Raw genomic sequence first — 16,000 nt, 5'->3', positions numbered from 1 at the left:
GTCCCTTCCGACCGCCGGTGCATGACTCTTCGACACCTGCGACCGGCCGCCGCCGCGGCGGTCCTCCTTCTGGGCGCGTGTGCCGCGCCGGGTGGCGGCGCGGGCGGCGACGGCTGCCCTCCCCGCGCCGACCTGGGCGCTCCTCCCGAACGGGTGGTCACGATGGACGGCGGTTCCGCCGCCCTGCTCACCGAGCTCGGCGTCGGGGACACCGTCGTGGGCACCGCCGCACCCGACTTCTTCGACGCCTTCCCCGCCGAGGACCGGGCCGCGTTCGGCCGCATCCCCGTGATCGACGAGGGAACCGGCAACCGGGAGGCGGTCATCGCGGCCTCACCCGACCTGGTGATGGGGATCTCCACCTACCAGTTCGGCGCCTTCGACGGCACGCCGACCGCCGAGGAGCTGGCGGCCGCCGGCATCGCCGCGCACGCGGCCTGCGACCCGCCGGGGACCACCGAGGACCTGTCCGCCACCTTCGCCTTCATCGAGGACACCGCCGGGCTGTTCGGCGTCCCCGAGCGCGGCGCCGCGCTCACCGGCCGGATGCGCGAACGGCTGGAGGAGGCCGCGCCCGGGCCGGGGACGGAGCCGGTCCGGGTGCTGGCGGTCTCCGTCGTCCCCGGCAGCGGCCAGGGCGTCTCCACGGTCGGGGGCCGGGGGACGGCCAACGGCGTGATCACCCTGGCGGGCGGCGAGAACATCGCCGGGGACGTCCCCCTGCGCATCGCCGACCTGGCCCCCGAGGAGGTGGTGCGCCGCGACCCGGAGGCGATCCTGGTCCTCACCGGGTTCAGCGACCTGGGAGGACAGGAGCTGGTCGACGCGGTCCTGGAGCACCCGGTGCTCTCCCGGACCACCGCCGCGAAGGAGGAGCGGTTCGCCGTGCTCCCCCAGTCCACCGTCACCTCGCCCAGCGTGCTCAACGCCGAGGCCGTGGCCGACCTGTCCGAGGCCCTGCACGGACCGGAGGGCCGCCGGTGACCCCCCGCATCCCCTTCCCGCTGCTGCTCGGGGCGCTGGCGGCGGCGGTGGCCGCCGCGGTCCCGCTGTCGATCGGCGTCGGCGCCGTCCCGGTGCCGCCGCAGGAGGTCGTGCGCATCGTCGCCGACCGCTTGTCCTCCCCCGCGCCCGCCGCCTCGCCCGAGGCCTACATCGTCTGGGAGCTGCGTGGGCCCCGGGCCGTCCAGGCCGTGTTCACCGGCGCGGGCCTGGCCGTCGCCGGGGCGGTGGTCCAGGCGCTGGTGCGCAACCCCGTGGCCGACCCGCACCTGCTCGGGCTCTCCTCGGGGGCGAGCACCGGCGCCGTGCTGGCGATGGCCGCCGCGGGCGCCGCCGCCGGGCCGCTCGTCCTTCCCGGGGCCGCCTTCGCCGGGGCGGCGGCCGCCGGTGCCGCGGTGTTCCTGCTGGCCCGGACGCGCGGCACGCTGGAGCCGCTGCGGCTGGTGCTGGTGGGCGTGGCCGTGGGCCAACTGCTCGGCGGGGCGACGTCCTTCCTGGTCCTGCGCCAGGCCTCCGGCGACGCCCAGCAGCAGGTGCTGTTCTGGCTCCTGGGCAGCCTGGCCGGGGCCCGCTGGCCGCTGGCGCTGGGCTGCGCGGCCGCGGTCACGGCGCTGCTGGCCCTGCTGACCGCCCGCGCCCGGACGCTGGACGCGCTCGCCCTGGGCGCCGAGGGCGCCGCGGCCCTGGGCGTGCGCGCCGACCGCGCCCGGGCCGTCCTGTTCGCGGCGGCCGCGCTGCTCACCGGGACCGTGGTGGCGGTGGCCGGGGCGATCGGGTTCGTCGGGCTGGTCGTGCCCAACCTCGCGCGGCTGCTGGTGGGGGCCGGGCACCGCCGGGTGCTGCCGGCCGCCGCCCTGCTGGGCGCGCTGATGCTGGTGGCGGCCGACCTTGCCGCGCGCACCGCGCTGCGCCCAACCGAGCTGCCGATCGGCATCCTGACCGCCGTGGTGGGGGTGCCGTTCCTGGTCGCGGCGCTGCGCGGCGCCCGGGCGGGGGTGGGCCGGTGAGGCTGCGCATCCGGGGACTGACCGCCGGCTGGACCCGCGTCCCCACCGTCGACGGCGTCGACGCCGACGTGCCCGAGGGCGGCCTCACCGCCCTGGTCGGGCCCAACGGCAGCGGCAAGTCCACCCTGCTCAAGACCGTCTACCGGGCGCTGCGCCCGCGTGCCGGGCGCCGGCTGCTGGGCGAGGAGGACCTGCTCGGCCTGGACCGGCGGGAGGCCGCGCGCCGGGTGGGCGTGCTCGGCCAGGACCAGGGCGGCGGGTTCGACTTCACCGCCGAGGAGGCCGTGGCCCTGGGCCGCGTGCCGCACACCGGCCCCTTCGGCGGGCTCGGGGCCGCGGACCGGGAGGCCGTGGCCGAGGCGTTGGAGCGCACCGGGTGCGCCGCGTTCGCGGACCGGCCGCTGTCCCGGCTGTCCGGCGGGGAGCGCCAGCGGGTGCTGCTGGCCCGCGCGCTCGCCCAGCGGCCCCGCCTGCTGGTGCTCGACGAGCCCACCAACCACCTGGACCCCCGCCACCAGTTCGCGGTGCTGGAGCTGGTGGCCGGGCTGGGCACCACCGTGCTCGCCGCCCTGCACACCCTGGACCTGGCGGCGGCCTACGCCGACCGGGTGGTGGCGCTGCGGGCGGGCCGGGTGGCGGCGGCCGGGACGCCCGCGGAGGTGTTCGCGCCCGAGCCGCTGCGCGCGGTGTTCGGGCTGGAGGGCACGCTGCTGGCCGACCCGGTGACCGGGCGGCCGCGCCTGCTCACCCGCCCAGCCGGCGCTCCAGCAGCTCCCGGTGGGTCGGGCACGCCCGGGCGTGCAGCGCACGCCCCTCGTCGGTGACGCGGACGAACAGGGCGCGGCGGTCCTGGTCGCACATCTGCCGGGTGACCAGGTCCCGCTTCTCCAGGCGGGCCACCGAGCGGGACAGCGCGCTCTGGCTCAGGTACACGCGCTCGCCCAGCTCCTGCATCCGGACCTTGCCGTGGTCGGCGGACATGAGCAGGTCCAGCACCTCGAAGTCGCTCATTCCGATGCCGTGGCGCTCCTGGAGGTCCCGCTCAAGCGCGCACGAGAGATCGCTGTAGCAGGAGAGCACCTCGCGCCAGCGGGCGACGAGGGCGGCCTCGCGTGTCGGGCTCATGGCGGGGATCTTAACATGCTCGGACATTTAATGTCCAAGCATTTAATGCGTCGACATTTGATGCGCGCGCATGTATGGTCTCCGGTCATGACCACACCGGCCGCACCGGCGTCCACCGCGACGCCGCCCTCCCGTACGTCCCCGCCGTCCCCGCGGCCCCAGGGCTGGAACGCCCGCACCTGGGGCCTGCTCATCGTGCTGTGCCTGGCGCTCTTCCTCGACGCGCTCGACGTGTCGATGATCAACGTCGCGCTCCCCTCCATCGGCGCCGACCTGGGAATGGGCACCGCCGGACTGCAGTGGGTCGTCTCCGGCTACGTGCTCGGGTTCGGCGGCCTGCTGCTGCTCGGCGGGCGCACCGCCGACCTGCTCGGCCGCCGCAGGGTGTTCCTCGCCGCGCTGGCCGCCTTCGCGCTGGCCTCGCTGCTCGGCGGGCTGACCGACAGCCCCGGGCTGCTCATCGCCCTGCGCTTCGCCAAGGGCGTGGCCGCCGCCTTCACCGCCCCCACCGGGCTGTCCATCATCACCACGAACTTCGCCGAGGGGCCCGAGCGCAACCGCGCCATGAGCGTGTACACCGTCTTCGGCGCCAGCGGCTTCTCCTCCGGACTGATCTTCGGCGGCGTGATGACCCGCCTGGGCTGGGAGTGGACCTTCTTCTTCCCCGTCCCCTTCGCCGCCGCCGCGCTGGTCACCGGGTACTTCCTCATCCCCCGCGACCGCCCCGCCGCCACCGGCGGGTACGACCTGCCCGGCGCCGCCGCCTCCACCGGCGCCCTGCTGGTGCTCGTCTACACCGTGGTCACCGCGCCCGAGCGCGGCTGGTCCCACCCGCTGACCCTGGGCCTGTTCGCCGCGGCCGCCGCGCTCGCCGCCGCCTTCGTCGTCATCGAGCGGCGGGTGGCCCACCCGCTGGTCCGGCTGGGCATCCTGCGCAGCGGCACCCTGGTGCGGGCCAACCTGGCGATGATGGCGCTGTTCGGCTCCTTCGCCAGCTTCCAGTTCCTGCTGACCCTGTTCCTGCAGCAGGCCCTGGGCCGCACCCCCCTGGAGATGGCGCTGGCGCTGCTGCCCACCGGCCTGCTGGTCGCCCTCAGCGCGTTCTTCTCCGACCGGCTGATCGACCGGGTGGGCACGCCCCGCCTCATCGTCGCGGGCCTGGTGTCGCTGTCCGCCGGGTACCTGCTCTTCCTGCGGGTGGACACCGACCCCCTCTACGCCACCATGATCCTGCCCACCGCGCTGCTGCTCGGCGGCGGCTTCGCCCTCGGCTTCCCCGCCATCAACGTGCAGGCCACCGCCGGGGTGCACGACGACGAGCAGGGGCTGGCCGCCGGGCTGGTGCAGACCTCCGGCCAGCTCGGCGGGGCGGTCGTGCTCGCGGTCACCACGGCGATCGTCGCGGTGGACCACGCCACCGGCGCCGGCGCGGGGGCCGACGGGGGCGCCGCCGCGATGCTGGAGGCGTTCCGGCCCGGCCTGTGGTTCGTCACCGCCGTGGCACTGGCGGGCGCGGCCCTGACCCTGGTGCCGCTGCTGGTCGCCCGGCGCCGCTGACCGGCGCGCACCGGTGGCGCGGCCGGCCGGGTCAGATCGACCCGGTCAGCCGCGCCACCAGCGCGAACAGCCCCATCGACCAGGCCAGCACCGCGCACACCGCGATGACCAGCACGATCTCGATCCCGTTCAGCGTGCGGCGCAGCGAGGCCCGCGGCACCTCCGCCAGGCGGATCCGGCTCAGCAGCGCCAGCACCGCCCCCGCCGCCAGGGCCAGCGCCGGAAGCCATGGGGCCAGCGCCGGCAGCAGCGCGTAGGCGCCGACCGCCGCCGCGCCCACCCCCAGCGCGCCGCCCAGCCGCAGCGGCAGCGCGTGCCGGATCCGGTCGAACAGCCGGGACCGGAACACCAGCAGCACCGCCACCAGCGCCGCCAGCAGCACGTCCGGGACCCCGCCGCCGACCGCCGCCAGCAGCGGCACGGTCAGCGCCCCGGCCACAGCGGTGCCCAGCACCAGCCCGTGCAGCAGCCGGTCGCTGGAGGTCAGGGTCTCCTCGAACCGGCCGGTCTCCACCTGGCCGGAGTGGCGCACCTCGTAGTCGAGCGCGGACAGGCCGCCCATCGCCAGCGCGACGCGCGGCAGCGTGCCCACCGCCAGCACCAGCGCCACCGCCGCGGCCCGCACGCCCTGCGCGGGGTCGGTGAACGTGCCGACACCGGCCAGCACCCCGCCCGCGGCGGTCAGCACCCCCAGCGCCGACAGGTACGCCAGCCCCGACTCGTCCAGGGCCCACCCGATGGCCGCCACCAGCAGCGCCCCGGCGAGGCCGAATGCGGCCAGCGCCAGCGGCTGCGCCCCGGAGAGCAGCAGCACGGACTGGGCCCCCACCGCCGCGCCCCACAGGCACGCCGCGCCCAGCAGCACCGAGGCCACCGCGCGCATGCCCCGCCTGCCCGCGAGGACCGCCAGCACCAGGGTGAACAGCGCCCCGGCGGCGGCCACGCCGATGTTGCCCGGCGCGGGGCGCAGGTACTCCATCACCGCGAGCATCGCCAAGGGGCCGGTTCCGGCCACGAGCAGGCCGAAGGCGAATGTGGCCGAGGAGTCCCAGATGCCGCCGCTCGCGTCGACCCGGTCCTCCACGGCCCCGCGCACGTCGTCCACGTGCGCGGGCCGCTCGGGCGCGGTCACCGGGCGCAGGGTCAGCACCGCGCCGTCCACCACCCCGGCCGACTCCAGGGTGCCCTCGGGCGGGACCTGGGCCCCGGCGCCGTCGACCAGCGCCCACCCGGCCGGCCGGGTGCCGTCGGCCTCCGGCGAGCACACCTCGATGACCTGCGGGAGCAGGCTCGCCACCGGGACGGTCCCGGGCAGCGCGAGGTCCGCCCAGCGCTGCGGCCCGGCGACCTTCACCCGACAGTAACCACTCACGTCCGTCCGATCCTTTGCACACGAGCGGGTGCGCACCGTGGCCGGGCCTGCGCCGACCGTGCGCAGCGAATTAGGTGAAAACGACGAATTGCGGGATCATCACCGTAGCAATCCCGCTCCTCTCCGTTCCCAGGTGCACGAAAGAGTTCGCCGTGGCGACAACACCGGTCCACCGTCCCGCGCGCCACTCCGTTCCCGACCCGGGCACCGACCCGCTGGTCATCGCGCCCCCGCCGCAGCTGCCGGACAACCCGCCCTCCAACAGCTCGTTCGCGATGATCATCATGCCGGTGATCAGCGGGTCGGGATCACTGCTGATGGCCATCACCATGGGCAACCGCCCGCTCTACGCGGCGGCCGCCGCCCTGGTCATGGTCGCCAGCGTGGTCGTGGGCATCGTCATGTTCACCTTCCAGCACAATGGGCCCCGCAAGCGCATCCGCGAGCAGCGCGAGCGGTACCTGGAGTACCTGGACCGGCTGCGGGAGACCGTCCGGGAGGTCGCCGCGACCCAGCGTGCGGGCGGCGCCTTCCTGCACCCGGCGCCGGACCTGCTCACCGGGACGGTGCGGCTGCCCGCCCGCAGGTGGGAGCGCCGCTCCGGCGACCCCGACTTCCTGCGGCTGCGCGTGGGCACCGGCACCCGGCCGCTCGCCCGCCCGCTGAGCCTGAAGGTGGACACCTCCAGCCCGCTCATCGTCTACGACCCCGTCTGCCAGGGCCTGGCCGACCAGCTCGTCGAGCTGTACGCGCAGGTGCCCGAGGAGCCCCTGGTCCTGCCCCTCGAAGAGCTCGGCGTGGTGTCGATCGTCGGCGACCGCTCCGCCGGGCGGGACGCCGCCCGCGCGCTCGCCGCCCAGCTCATCGCCTCGTCCGCGCCCGAGGACGTGCGCCTGGGCGTCGTCCGCCACGAGCGCCTGCTCGCCGAGTGGGACTGGCTCAAGTGGCTGCCGCACAACGCCGCCGAGGACCTGGAGGGCGCCGGCGGCCCCGCCTTCACCACCCGCCTGGTCACGGGGACCACCCTGGAGATGGCCGAACTGCTCTCCGCCGAGATCGAGCAGCGCACCGTCGACCTGCAGCGCCGCCGCGGCGCGCGCCCCGGACCGGGCACCCGCCGCCTGGTGCTCATCGTCGACGGCGAGTTCCAGACGGTGCTGTCCGGGCTGTCCGCCGAGCCGCCCGTGACCGACCTGGCGCAGCTGGGGATCCACCTCGTCCTGCTGCTGGGCGACCGGCGCGAGGAGCCCGAGCACGTCGACGTGCGGCTGACCGTCGACGCCGACGGCGCCCTCGCCCAGGACGAGGACACGCCGCGGCCGGATCCGGCCGCGCCTCTGCACGGCACCGCCGACCGGGCCGGGGCGGCGCTGCTGACCACCCTGGCGCACCAGCTGGCGCCGCTGCGGCTGGACGCCGCCGACAGCGCCGACGCCCTGCACGGGACCGTGGGGCTGCCGGAGATCCTGGGGGTGCCCGACGTCGCGCGGCTCGACCCGCGCCGCACCTGGCGGCCGCGGAGCCACGGCGACTTCCTTCGGGTGCCCATCGGGTCGGGGCCGACCGGGTCGACGGTGCTGCTGGACCTGAAGGAGTCGGCGTTCGGCGGCATGGGGCCGCACGGCCTGGTGGTGGGCGCCACCGGCTCCGGCAAGTCGGAGATGCTGCGCACCCTGGTGGCGTCGCTGGCGATCAACCACCCGCCGGACAAGCTGGCGCTGCTGCTGGTCGACTTCAAGGGCGGGGCGACCTTCGCCGACACCGACCGGCTGCCGCACAGCGCCGGGCTGATCACCAACCTCGCCGACGACGACGGGCTGGTGATGCGCTTCCGCGAGGCGATGTACGGCGAGCTGACCCGCCGCCAGCAGCTCCTCAAGGACGCGGGCGCGCTGCCCAACGTGCACGCCTACGACCAGGCGCGCGCGTCGGGGCGCGAAGACCTCGAACCCCTTCCCCACCTGCTCGTCATCATCGACGAGTTCTCCGAGCTGCTGACCGCCCACCCCGACTTCGCCGAGCTGTTCGTGGCGATCGGGCGCATCGGGCGGTCGATCGGGGTGCACCTGCTGCTGGCCACCCAGCGGCTGGAGTCGGGCAAGATCAAGGGGCTGGAGTCGCACCTGTCCTACCGGATCGGGCTGCGCACCTTCTCCGAGGCCGAGAGCCGCGAGGCCATCGGGGTGGGCGACGCCTACCACCTGCCGCCGGAGCCCGGTTCGGGCTACCTCAAGGTGGACACCTCGGTCTTCGAGCGCTTCAAGGCGGCGATGGTGTCCCAGCCCTACACGCCGCCCGCCGAGGTGAAGACCGAGGAGGACCCGGTCCTGCCCCTCATCTCCTACAACGGGCTGGGGCCGGTGCTGGCCGACCCGTTCGCCGGGGCGGACCAGGAGTCGCCCTCCGACGAGCGGACCCGCACCACCCTCCAGGTCGCCGTCGAGAGGATCGCCGGGGTCGGCGCACCGCCGGTGCGCCCGGTGTGGCTGCCGCCGCTGCCCGGGGCGCTCCCCCTCGACCGGGTCATCGGGGACCCCGGCGCCGACCCGCACGAACCGGACCCGGCCGAGGTGAAGGCGGTCGTCGGGCTCACCGACATCCCCCGCGAGCAGCGGCAGATCCCCACCGAGCTGGACTTCACCGGCGGCGAGGGGAACATGATCGTGCTCGGCGGGCCGCAGAGCGGCAAATCGACCCTGCTGCGCACCCTCATCGCGTCGCTGGCCTGGCGGTACCCGCCGGGGCGTGTGGGGGTGTACGCCATCGACTTCGGCGGCGGCGGGCTGGCCGCGTTCGGGGACCTGCCGCACGTGGCCGGGGTCGCAGGCCGGGCCGACCCCGAGCGGGTGCGGCGCATCCTCACCGACGTGCGCGGACAGCTGGAGCGGCGCGAGCGCGTGTTCCAGCAGGCGGGGCTCGACTCCCCCGCGGCCATGCGGCAGGCCCGCGCGGAGGGGAGGCTGCCGGGAGGGTTCGTCGGCGACGTGTTCCTGCTCATCGACGGCTGGGCCTCGGTGCGCGAGACGTTCGACGACGCGGACGACATGCTCATGGACATCGCCTCGCGTGGGCCCGCCCTGGGCGTGCACACCCTGGTCACGGGGGCGGCGAGCTCCCAGGTGCGCAGCCGCCTGCAGGCCCTGTTCGGCGGCCGGGTCGAGCTGCGCCTCACCGACCCGTTCGATTCGGGCATCGACCGGAAGCTGGCCGAGGAGTTGCCGAAGGACGTGCCGGGCCGGGCGCTGCTGGCCGACGAGAACGCCGCGCACATCGCGCTGCCCCGCATCGACGGGACCGCCGACGACGCGGACCTCGCCGAGGGGGTGCGCGACCTGGTGGCCCGCGTGTCCGCGCGGTGGAAGTCGCAGGGGGCCGTGCAGCAGGTGCGCACGCTGCCCGACCGGGTCGCCCTCGACGAGCTGCTGCCCACGCCGCGCAAGCGCCGCGGCCGGGCACAGGCCCACGACAAGAGCCTGGTCATGGGCGTGGCCGAGCGGGACCTGGAGCCGGCCCGGATGATGTTCGACGAGGACCCGCACCTGGTGGTGTTCGGGGACCCGCAGACCGGCAAGTCGGCCCTGCTGCGGGCGCTGCTGCGGCAGGTGGCCGCGCGCCCGGCGAGCGAGGTGGGGATCGTGCTGGTGGACTACCGGCGCGCCCACCTGGGGCTGGTCGGCGAGGAGCACCTGCTGGCGTACTGCACGTCGCCGGACCAGACCAAGGCGGTCGCCGCCGACCTGGCGGGGTCGCTGCGCGAACGGCTGCCCGGGGCGGACGTCACCCCCAAGCAGCTCCGGGAGCGGAGCTGGTGGAAGGGGCTGGAGCTGTTCGTGGTCGTGGACGACATGGACCTGGTGGCGGGGCGCAACAGCCCGCTGGCGGCGCTGGCCGAGTTCCTGCCGCAGGGCAGGGACATCGGGTTCCACATGATCACCGCGCGCAGGACCGGCGGAACGTCGCGGGCGATGTTCGAGCCCGTCCTCCAGGCACTGGGCGACATGTCGACCCCGGGCATGCTGTTCTCCGGCGACCGGGCCGAGGGCCGGCTGGCCAACGGCGTGGTGTCGAGGCAGCTGCCCCAGGGGCGGGCGCTGCTGGCCCGCAGGGGGCGGCCGGCCGAGCAGGTGCAGGTGGCCTGGAGCGAGCCGCCCGAGTAGAGCCAGGAGAGCGAACACCCATGCGACAAGTGCTCCACCACGCGCGCCTTCTCGCCGCCGCCGGCCTCGCCGTCATGGTGGCGGCCGCGTGCAGCACGGCGGCGGACACCACCGGCGGCGGGGGCGGTTCGGGCGGCGACGAGGGTGCGTCCGGGCCGCCGACCGGGCTGGCGCTGCTGTACCGGGGGTACGACGGCGGCGACCCGGAGCAGGACCAGGCATTGGTGTTCCTGGACCCGGAGAGCGGCGAGGAGGAAGAGGCCTTCATGCTCCCCGAGGGCGCGGTGGACCCGATGGCGCCGGGGATCCCCGTGTGGGCGCAGTTCTCGGAGGACTGGAACTACTTCGTGTATTCCCCGCCAGGCGACCAGACCGTGCAGATCGCACAGCTTGTGGAGAACGAGGAGGGCGAGTACGTCTACGAGCCCGCGGCCTCGTTGGAGACGCCCCCCGCCGAAGTGTGGACGGACCCGCGCATCCAGGGCGACCGCCTGTGGTTCGCATCCAGGGCCGCCGAGGGCCAGGCGAGCTCGTTCCAGGTGATGTCGGTCCCCATGGACGACCCGACGAGCAGCCCGTCCCAGGAGGGGACGGTCCCCTTCGATGAGAACGGGGTCCCGTCGGAGTGGGCGGTGTCCCCGGATGGAGACCTGCACGTAAGAGAGCAGGCCCCCGTCCAGTCGGTGGCGGGCCCAGCAGGAGAGAGCCTCACCATCCGCAAGAGCGGCGACAACGTCATGAACGCGACGCTGATGGCCGATGGCGGTCAATGGCAGCACATCAGTGGCGCACCGGTGTGGGGAGGAGGCACAGTAATCGTCGCCCCAGCCGAGGAGCGGGCCCCCGCGCCTCAGACAGGCATACAGGAGGCTTCCCCGACCTCTGGTTCAGGAGCCCACCTCATCGCCCTGGACGACTCCGGTACGAGCTTCAAGGACACACCCTTGCTGATAGGGGAAGGCCCGGTGCGCCAGTACATGCCTTCTGAAAGCAGAAACGCGACTCTGCTCCAGACGAATGATGCCTGGTACCGCCTTGAGCTGGACGACGACGGAGCGCCCGCCGCTGAGGAACAGGAACTATTCGAAGTGCCGAAAGACGCATCGATGACCGGCTCCCCCCTGGCCGTCAGATGGACGTGATTGAACATCACGACCACTCAGAACAGATCAAGGATTTCAGATGTCGAACGAGGCTGGCGGAAACCCCAACGAGGCGAACAGCTCAGGAACAGAGGCGGAATCACTCGCCGAGAATATGGTGGGCCTCAGCGACGACTACGAGGGTCTGATCAAGGGGTGCAAGGGCGCCGCAGGAGAGGAGGAAGTCGAGGACGGATTCAGAAAACATATCGCGAGTGGGATACTCGATAAGATCTCTGAAATCGAAGAACGAGGCCTGCGCCTCGCCGAGAACATGCAAGCTGGAGCCCGCGAGCTGGCTGAAACCGATTACGAGAACACCACGGGCTACGAAGTAGGCGACATGCCCGGCCTTACTCGCCCGGTCAACAAACCCGACAACGTTGAACTCACGTGAGGCTTAGCGATGGCAGACCCGTTCCACTTCAACCCCAAAGACACCACAGCCGATCCCGACACCATCCGCTCCTGGGCCGACACGGTGGCTAACTTTGGTGACCGGCTCACGGGAGACTCTGAATCTCTGACATCAACACTGGACGGTGGCGCGAAGAGCTTCACTCAACAAATATCGAGCAATATCACCGATTCAAGCGAATACCAGGACGACCTTTGGCGGGAGGTCGCGTGGAACCTGAGCTACATCATGGGCGTGATGGAGCGTTGGGCAACAAACGTGGCATGGTTCAAGAAGCGACGCCAAGACCTGATCGATCAGCACCAGACGGCGGTTGAAGAGTCAGGCCTGATTCCCCCACGCCAGGGAGAGACCAAGGAGTTCGAGGGCAAGGAGGCTGATTGGTACGACGATCTCGTTGCGAAGCACAATGAACTCTCGGATGAAGCACACGACCTTTGGAAGAGATTCAAGGAACTGGCTGACGACCGGGGCGAGGATCTCAAGAAGGATCCAAAGAACGACTTGAGCGCCAAAGACGTCGAGTACATGGTGAGCAAGGGCTACTTGAACTGGGCTCCCTTCAACATCATGCAGTGGACTCACTCGATCCCCGTCGATCTCAACGGCGCGAAAGGCAGAGAAATCGGTCAGAACATCGTCGAGGGCGTCGAGGACGGCGATCTGAATCAGGCCGAATACGAGGAAGCCGTCCTCATTCTCAACGCCTTGGGCGTGACAGCCGCTCAATCGCAAGCGGACGGGAAGAAGCTGAGCAAGGACGAACGCGAGTTCGTTGACAATCTCCTTGCCGAGCTCGAGGAGCTTCCGCCACCGCCGGCCCCTGCGGGCCTTAAAGATGAGCAGATACCGCCGCGCAGCGGTGGAGTACTCGCCCTCCCCGATCATCTCCGTGCCCTCGGGTTCAATGACGAGCAGGTCAAAGCCCTGAGCGGAGGCGTCGGGAACGCAATCCTGATCGCCTCGGACAGCAATCTTGGCGGCAATGGTTATGCAGATGTCCCCGACAGCGTTAAGAGTGTTGTCGAGGGAACTCAGAACTACCCCGGCGACGGGGGAACCGCCCACTGGGTGAACGACGTCAACGACCTCGCGCAGCTCATCGATGGAGCCGCTCCCGGACTGGAAGGAGGAACCGGGTTCTCAGCTGGCCTGATCAACACCATTGGCGTAGAAATAGCAAATAGCGACAATGTGTCACAGATGCACCCCAAGGTGACTGGAAAATCATTCGAAACTCTTATCGACCGAGCAACTCTCAACGAAAATGCCAACTACCTGATCCTAACAGATCAGTATGAAAGCGCGTCAGTCGGCGAGGTTGACACTTCGAAGGCGATTCAAGGGCTCTTCACCTACGAGTGGGAAGACGACGGCGAGGCTGCAAGCGGACTGATGGACTGGATTCCTGAATTCGCGCAGAGCGGGGACGCCAAACAGGAGGAGATGGCAGGAGAGTCAACTGCCGCCTTTCTCCAGCTGATCGGCCAGGACAGTGAAGCATTCGAGAACCTTCAAAACACAAATACCAGTATTGAAGGCCACAAGAATCCTGCATTCACTGTCTATAATTCTGAGATCGCAGATTCCATGTTCAAGGTCTACGCGACCTACCTCGAAGATTTTGGCAGAGAAGACCCTGGCCCTGGACATTACGAATATTCTGAGCTCGACGAGACAGAGACAGCACTTAATCCGCTGAAAGAAGAGGGGGACTATGAGCTGGTCGTCCCCTTGCAGGCCCGCGAACAATTCCTTGAACTTCTTGTCGCTAATCCAGATGCTGCTATCGGAGTCGTTGACGCAACCAACCAACAGTCCCAAGAATACGCCAATTCGTATGTTGGCGCGATACTAGAAGGGGATGGCGCGCAGCCTGATGAATGGGTCGGTCCGTCCGCTCGTGTGCAAGCACTCGTGGACTCGGCGCTTGTCGGATCTTTCGAAAACTCGGGGCTTGAAGAGAAGAAAGCACTTGAGGAAACCCTGAAAGTTCGAGAAAAGGCGCTCAATCTTGGTGTCGAACTCGTTGGATTGCTAGGCGGAAGCCCAGAAGGAGACGTTGCTACATTGGCCCACTCTACTATTAAGGGCTACAGCCAACAGGGGATTATCGATATCATGAATAAGGATTTGAAGGATGAGATCGCGTCCATCGAGAAAGAGGTGAATAATACTAACCTCAAGAACGATGGACAGATCTACCTCGATAACCAATACATGTTCGGTAACGCACTCGTTGAGAATGGTGTCCCGTTTCCCGAGTCAGCGATTGAATCTGAAGACCCAGACGTCCAGGAAGCTGTGCGGGGCGAATTCTTCCCAGAAGGACGCTTCGCCCATAGAATGGAGGTCGATGAAGGCCTTCGCGATTCCTATGGTCGCATTTATAATAACTGGGTCGAAGATCTCGACGGAGGAAATGGTCTGAACATGGCAAGTAGGTTCACCGCCTATAACACTACTTATGATGCACAGTACGACGTGGCGGCCGGGATCGTCGGCAACGACACGGATCCGCTAACGGCATACAAGAAGATTCAGAGCAAGGATGACAACTAGTATGAACCGAACTACAAAGATTCTCGCCAGCGTATTAGCGCTTTTGCTACTGTCTGCGACAGCAGTCTTTATTACAGCACGCGCCAATAACGTTTCTCGCATTGACAGGGAAGCCGCTCCGGAACCAGACAAGAGCGACATCCCCGAGGACGTGAATTCAATTTCCTGGGAATGGGCTTCAGATCTTATCCCGTCCCTCAGGGAGGCATGGTCTACTCCTTCAGGTGCTGTTCTCCAGATCTCAGGAGAGAATGTTGATGACGGCGTGATCGGACTCAATACCTCCACGGGGGAGCAAACTTGGCACTTTCGTTTCCCTGGAGATGGAAAGATATGGATGAGTCCTGATCGCGATTTCATGTTGATTTGGCATGAGAGGAGTGGTTTTTGGCCGTGGGACAGCTCCGTTGAAGCATCGACCGTTGCCACAGCAACAGGAGAAGTTCTTGCGACGTCGAAATTAAACGTCTCAATGGACGAGGTTCTGAGCTACCAGCCAGACGCCACTCAGCTAACCGATTCGTCTCTCATCAGACTTTCAGATTCAAACGATGGTCGCACGTTCATCGATGCGAGAGACCCTGTTACCTATGAGCGCCTTTGGTCAGAGGATTTTACTGGCTCATGCGGCTTCAAAGGCTATGAAGCCACACCGGGCGATATCATGACAACGACCAAGGATTCAGCTATTGTTTCCCTAACCTGTTCAGGTGAGAACGGGGGTCGTCCACTAATCCGCGCATACGACGCGACTTCCGGAGAAATTAAATGGGAATATAATTTCCCAGACATGCAACATCAGGTGACGTCACCAATACGGATCCAGGCCAATAACGCCGATCATTGGATCCGAGGCGACAACACTTCGAAGATTATAAAGACCGAAGTGGAGTCGGGTCTCACACTTGTCGATGCACCCGATGGCCCGATAGCACTTTCCTCGAACACCGGAAGTCAGATGTTCGACAAAGCATTGCACGGGCGCGAGATACTTGCAATCCGAAACATCACATCTGACCACATTATTCTCGGCTACACTTCGGGGCTATCCCAAAATCCTTCAGAGTCCAACCCGGAAGCAATCACACTTCGAATTGACGAACAGGGAAAGGAATCTCAGATTGACCTACCAGGCAACGATCCACAACAATCACCACAGTCAGTGATTGAATTGAAACGCGCGTTTGTCGGGGTCACCGCGACTTCAGAATCCCAGAATGTCGTCGTTGCTGGCAAGGATGGTGAGAACGAAACCATCACCGTCGCAGAGGAAACCGGTCTCTCCGAGGTCGCGGCGGAGGACCAACCGACGCTAGCTGATGAGAGCATGTTCCTCAGGACCCAGGGCGCTCTCGTCGTTGGCCGCATCAAGAACGGTGAGCTGGAGAGCCTTGTCGGCCTGTCGTGACGCCGACATGGCTCTCGGCTTCCGGCTCGCCCTGGAGGCACTGCCTCCAGGTGGTGCCGCCATGTTGGTCACCTTCGGACCTCGAGTTTGACCTCGATGCCTTTGACCTGGGGTAACGAGGTTTTCCCACAGGCTCGAAAACACCCCCCGTTCTGTCGTACCCCTGTTCTAACGTTGGTGGTATGGCAAGCCAGCAGCACACCAGCGGGCCCCCGCCCGGATCGCGCGCCCAGCGCATCCAGGCCGGCCT

11 protein-coding genes are annotated in these 16,000 nt (G+C 69.0%); 9 read left to right on the top strand and 2 right to left on the bottom strand.

The window, feature by feature from the left end; all coding sequences use genetic code 11:
- The first annotated feature begins 21 nt into the window (after positions 1-21).
- Genes O4J56_RS20720 through O4J56_RS20710 form a run of 3 tightly spaced genes read left to right on the top strand, consistent with a single transcriptional unit; the run spans position 22 to position 2,833 of the window.
- Positions 22-984: an ABC transporter substrate-binding protein gene (locus O4J56_RS20720; RefSeq protein WP_270687879.1), complete on the top strand. Its 963-nt coding sequence runs from the start codon at positions 22-24 to the stop codon at positions 982-984.
- Positions 981-2,009, top strand: coding sequence for a FecCD family ABC transporter permease (locus O4J56_RS20715; RefSeq protein ID WP_270687877.1), 1,029 nt, complete (start codon positions 981-983; stop codon positions 2,007-2,009). Before O4J56_RS20720 ends, O4J56_RS20715 begins: the two co-directional genes overlap by 4 nt.
- On the top strand, positions 2,006-2,833 hold the full coding sequence (locus O4J56_RS20710; protein WP_270687876.1) for an ABC transporter ATP-binding protein: 828 nt from the start codon (positions 2,006-2,008) through the stop codon (positions 2,831-2,833). The genes O4J56_RS20715 and O4J56_RS20710 overlap by 4 nt, the downstream gene beginning before the upstream one ends.
- Here O4J56_RS20710 and O4J56_RS20705 read toward each other — a convergent pair.
- Complete coding sequence (locus O4J56_RS20705; protein ID WP_270687875.1) at positions 2,754-3,134, bottom strand: MarR family winged helix-turn-helix transcriptional regulator; 381 nt, start codon at positions 3,132-3,134, stop codon at positions 2,754-2,756. The two genes, O4J56_RS20710 and O4J56_RS20705, sit on opposite strands and share 80 nt — an antisense overlap.
- Positions 3,135-3,221: 87 nt before the next feature.
- On the opposite strand from O4J56_RS20705, the gene O4J56_RS20700 reads away from it, so the two are divergent.
- Positions 3,222-4,691: an MFS transporter gene (locus O4J56_RS20700; protein WP_270687873.1), complete on the top strand. Its 1,470-nt coding sequence runs from the start codon at positions 3,222-3,224 to the stop codon at positions 4,689-4,691.
- A gap of 31 nt (positions 4,692-4,722) precedes the next feature.
- Here the strand turns inward: O4J56_RS20700 and eccD are convergent, their stop codons facing one another.
- Positions 4,723-6,063 carry a type VII secretion integral membrane protein EccD gene (gene eccD, locus O4J56_RS20695; RefSeq protein WP_270687872.1) on the bottom strand — a complete coding sequence of 447 codons (1,341 nt, stop codon included), beginning with the start codon at positions 6,061-6,063 and terminating at the stop codon, positions 4,723-4,725.
- 275 nt (positions 6,064-6,338) lie between these two features.
- On the opposite strand from eccD, the gene eccCa reads away from it, so the two are divergent.
- The 5 genes from eccCa to O4J56_RS20670 are packed head-to-tail and all read left to right on the top strand — an operon-like array spanning position 6,339 to position 15,750.
- Positions 6,339-10,220 carry a type VII secretion protein EccCa gene (gene eccCa, locus O4J56_RS20690; protein ID WP_270687911.1) on the top strand — a complete coding sequence of 1,294 codons (3,882 nt, stop codon included), beginning with the start codon at positions 6,339-6,341 and terminating at the stop codon, positions 10,218-10,220.
- Positions 10,221-10,240: 20 nt separating this feature from the next.
- Entirely contained in the window at positions 10,241-11,362 is a 1,122-nt protein-coding gene (locus O4J56_RS20685) for a hypothetical protein (protein ID WP_270687870.1), read from the top strand.
- A 40-nt stretch (positions 11,363-11,402) separates the two neighbouring features.
- Positions 11,403-11,759, top strand: a complete 357-nt coding sequence (locus O4J56_RS20680; RefSeq protein ID WP_270687868.1) for a hypothetical protein — start codon at positions 11,403-11,405, stop codon at positions 11,757-11,759.
- 9 nt (positions 11,760-11,768) lie between these two features.
- Positions 11,769-14,342, top strand: coding sequence for a TPR repeat region-containing protein (locus O4J56_RS20675; RefSeq protein WP_270687867.1), 2,574 nt, complete (start codon positions 11,769-11,771; stop codon positions 14,340-14,342).
- Between the two features lies 1 nt (position 14,343).
- Positions 14,344-15,750: a hypothetical protein gene (locus tag O4J56_RS20670; RefSeq protein WP_270687866.1), complete on the top strand. Its 1,407-nt coding sequence runs from the start codon at positions 14,344-14,346 to the stop codon at positions 15,748-15,750.
- Positions 15,751-16,000: the final 250 nt, after the last annotated feature.

Source organism: Nocardiopsis endophytica, assembly GCF_027706725.1.
Taxonomy (GTDB): domain Bacteria; phylum Actinomycetota; class Actinomycetes; order Streptosporangiales; family Streptosporangiaceae; genus Nocardiopsis_A; species Nocardiopsis_A endophytica.
Note: the sequence above shows the minus strand (reverse complement) of the source record. Positions and strands in the feature narration are given on the sequence as shown.

Coding starts and splice junctions, on each gene's coding strand:
- O4J56_RS20720 (WP_270687879.1), top strand. CDS start 22: ATGACTCTTCGACACCTGCGACCGGCCGCCGCCGCGGCGGTCCTCCTT.
- O4J56_RS20705 (WP_270687875.1), bottom strand. CDS start 3,134: ATGAGCCCGACACGCGAGGCCGCCCTCGTCGCCCGCTGGCGCGAGGTG.
- O4J56_RS20700 (WP_270687873.1), top strand. CDS start 3,222: ATGACCACACCGGCCGCACCGGCGTCCACCGCGACGCCGCCCTCCCGT.
- eccCa (WP_270687911.1), top strand. CDS start 6,339: ATGATCATCATGCCGGTGATCAGCGGGTCGGGATCACTGCTGATGGCC.
- O4J56_RS20685 (WP_270687870.1), top strand. CDS start 10,241: ATGCGACAAGTGCTCCACCACGCGCGCCTTCTCGCCGCCGCCGGCCTC.
- O4J56_RS20680 (WP_270687868.1), top strand. CDS start 11,403: ATGTCGAACGAGGCTGGCGGAAACCCCAACGAGGCGAACAGCTCAGGA.
- O4J56_RS20675 (WP_270687867.1), top strand. CDS start 11,769: ATGGCAGACCCGTTCCACTTCAACCCCAAAGACACCACAGCCGATCCC.
- O4J56_RS20670 (WP_270687866.1), top strand. CDS start 14,344: ATGAACCGAACTACAAAGATTCTCGCCAGCGTATTAGCGCTTTTGCTA.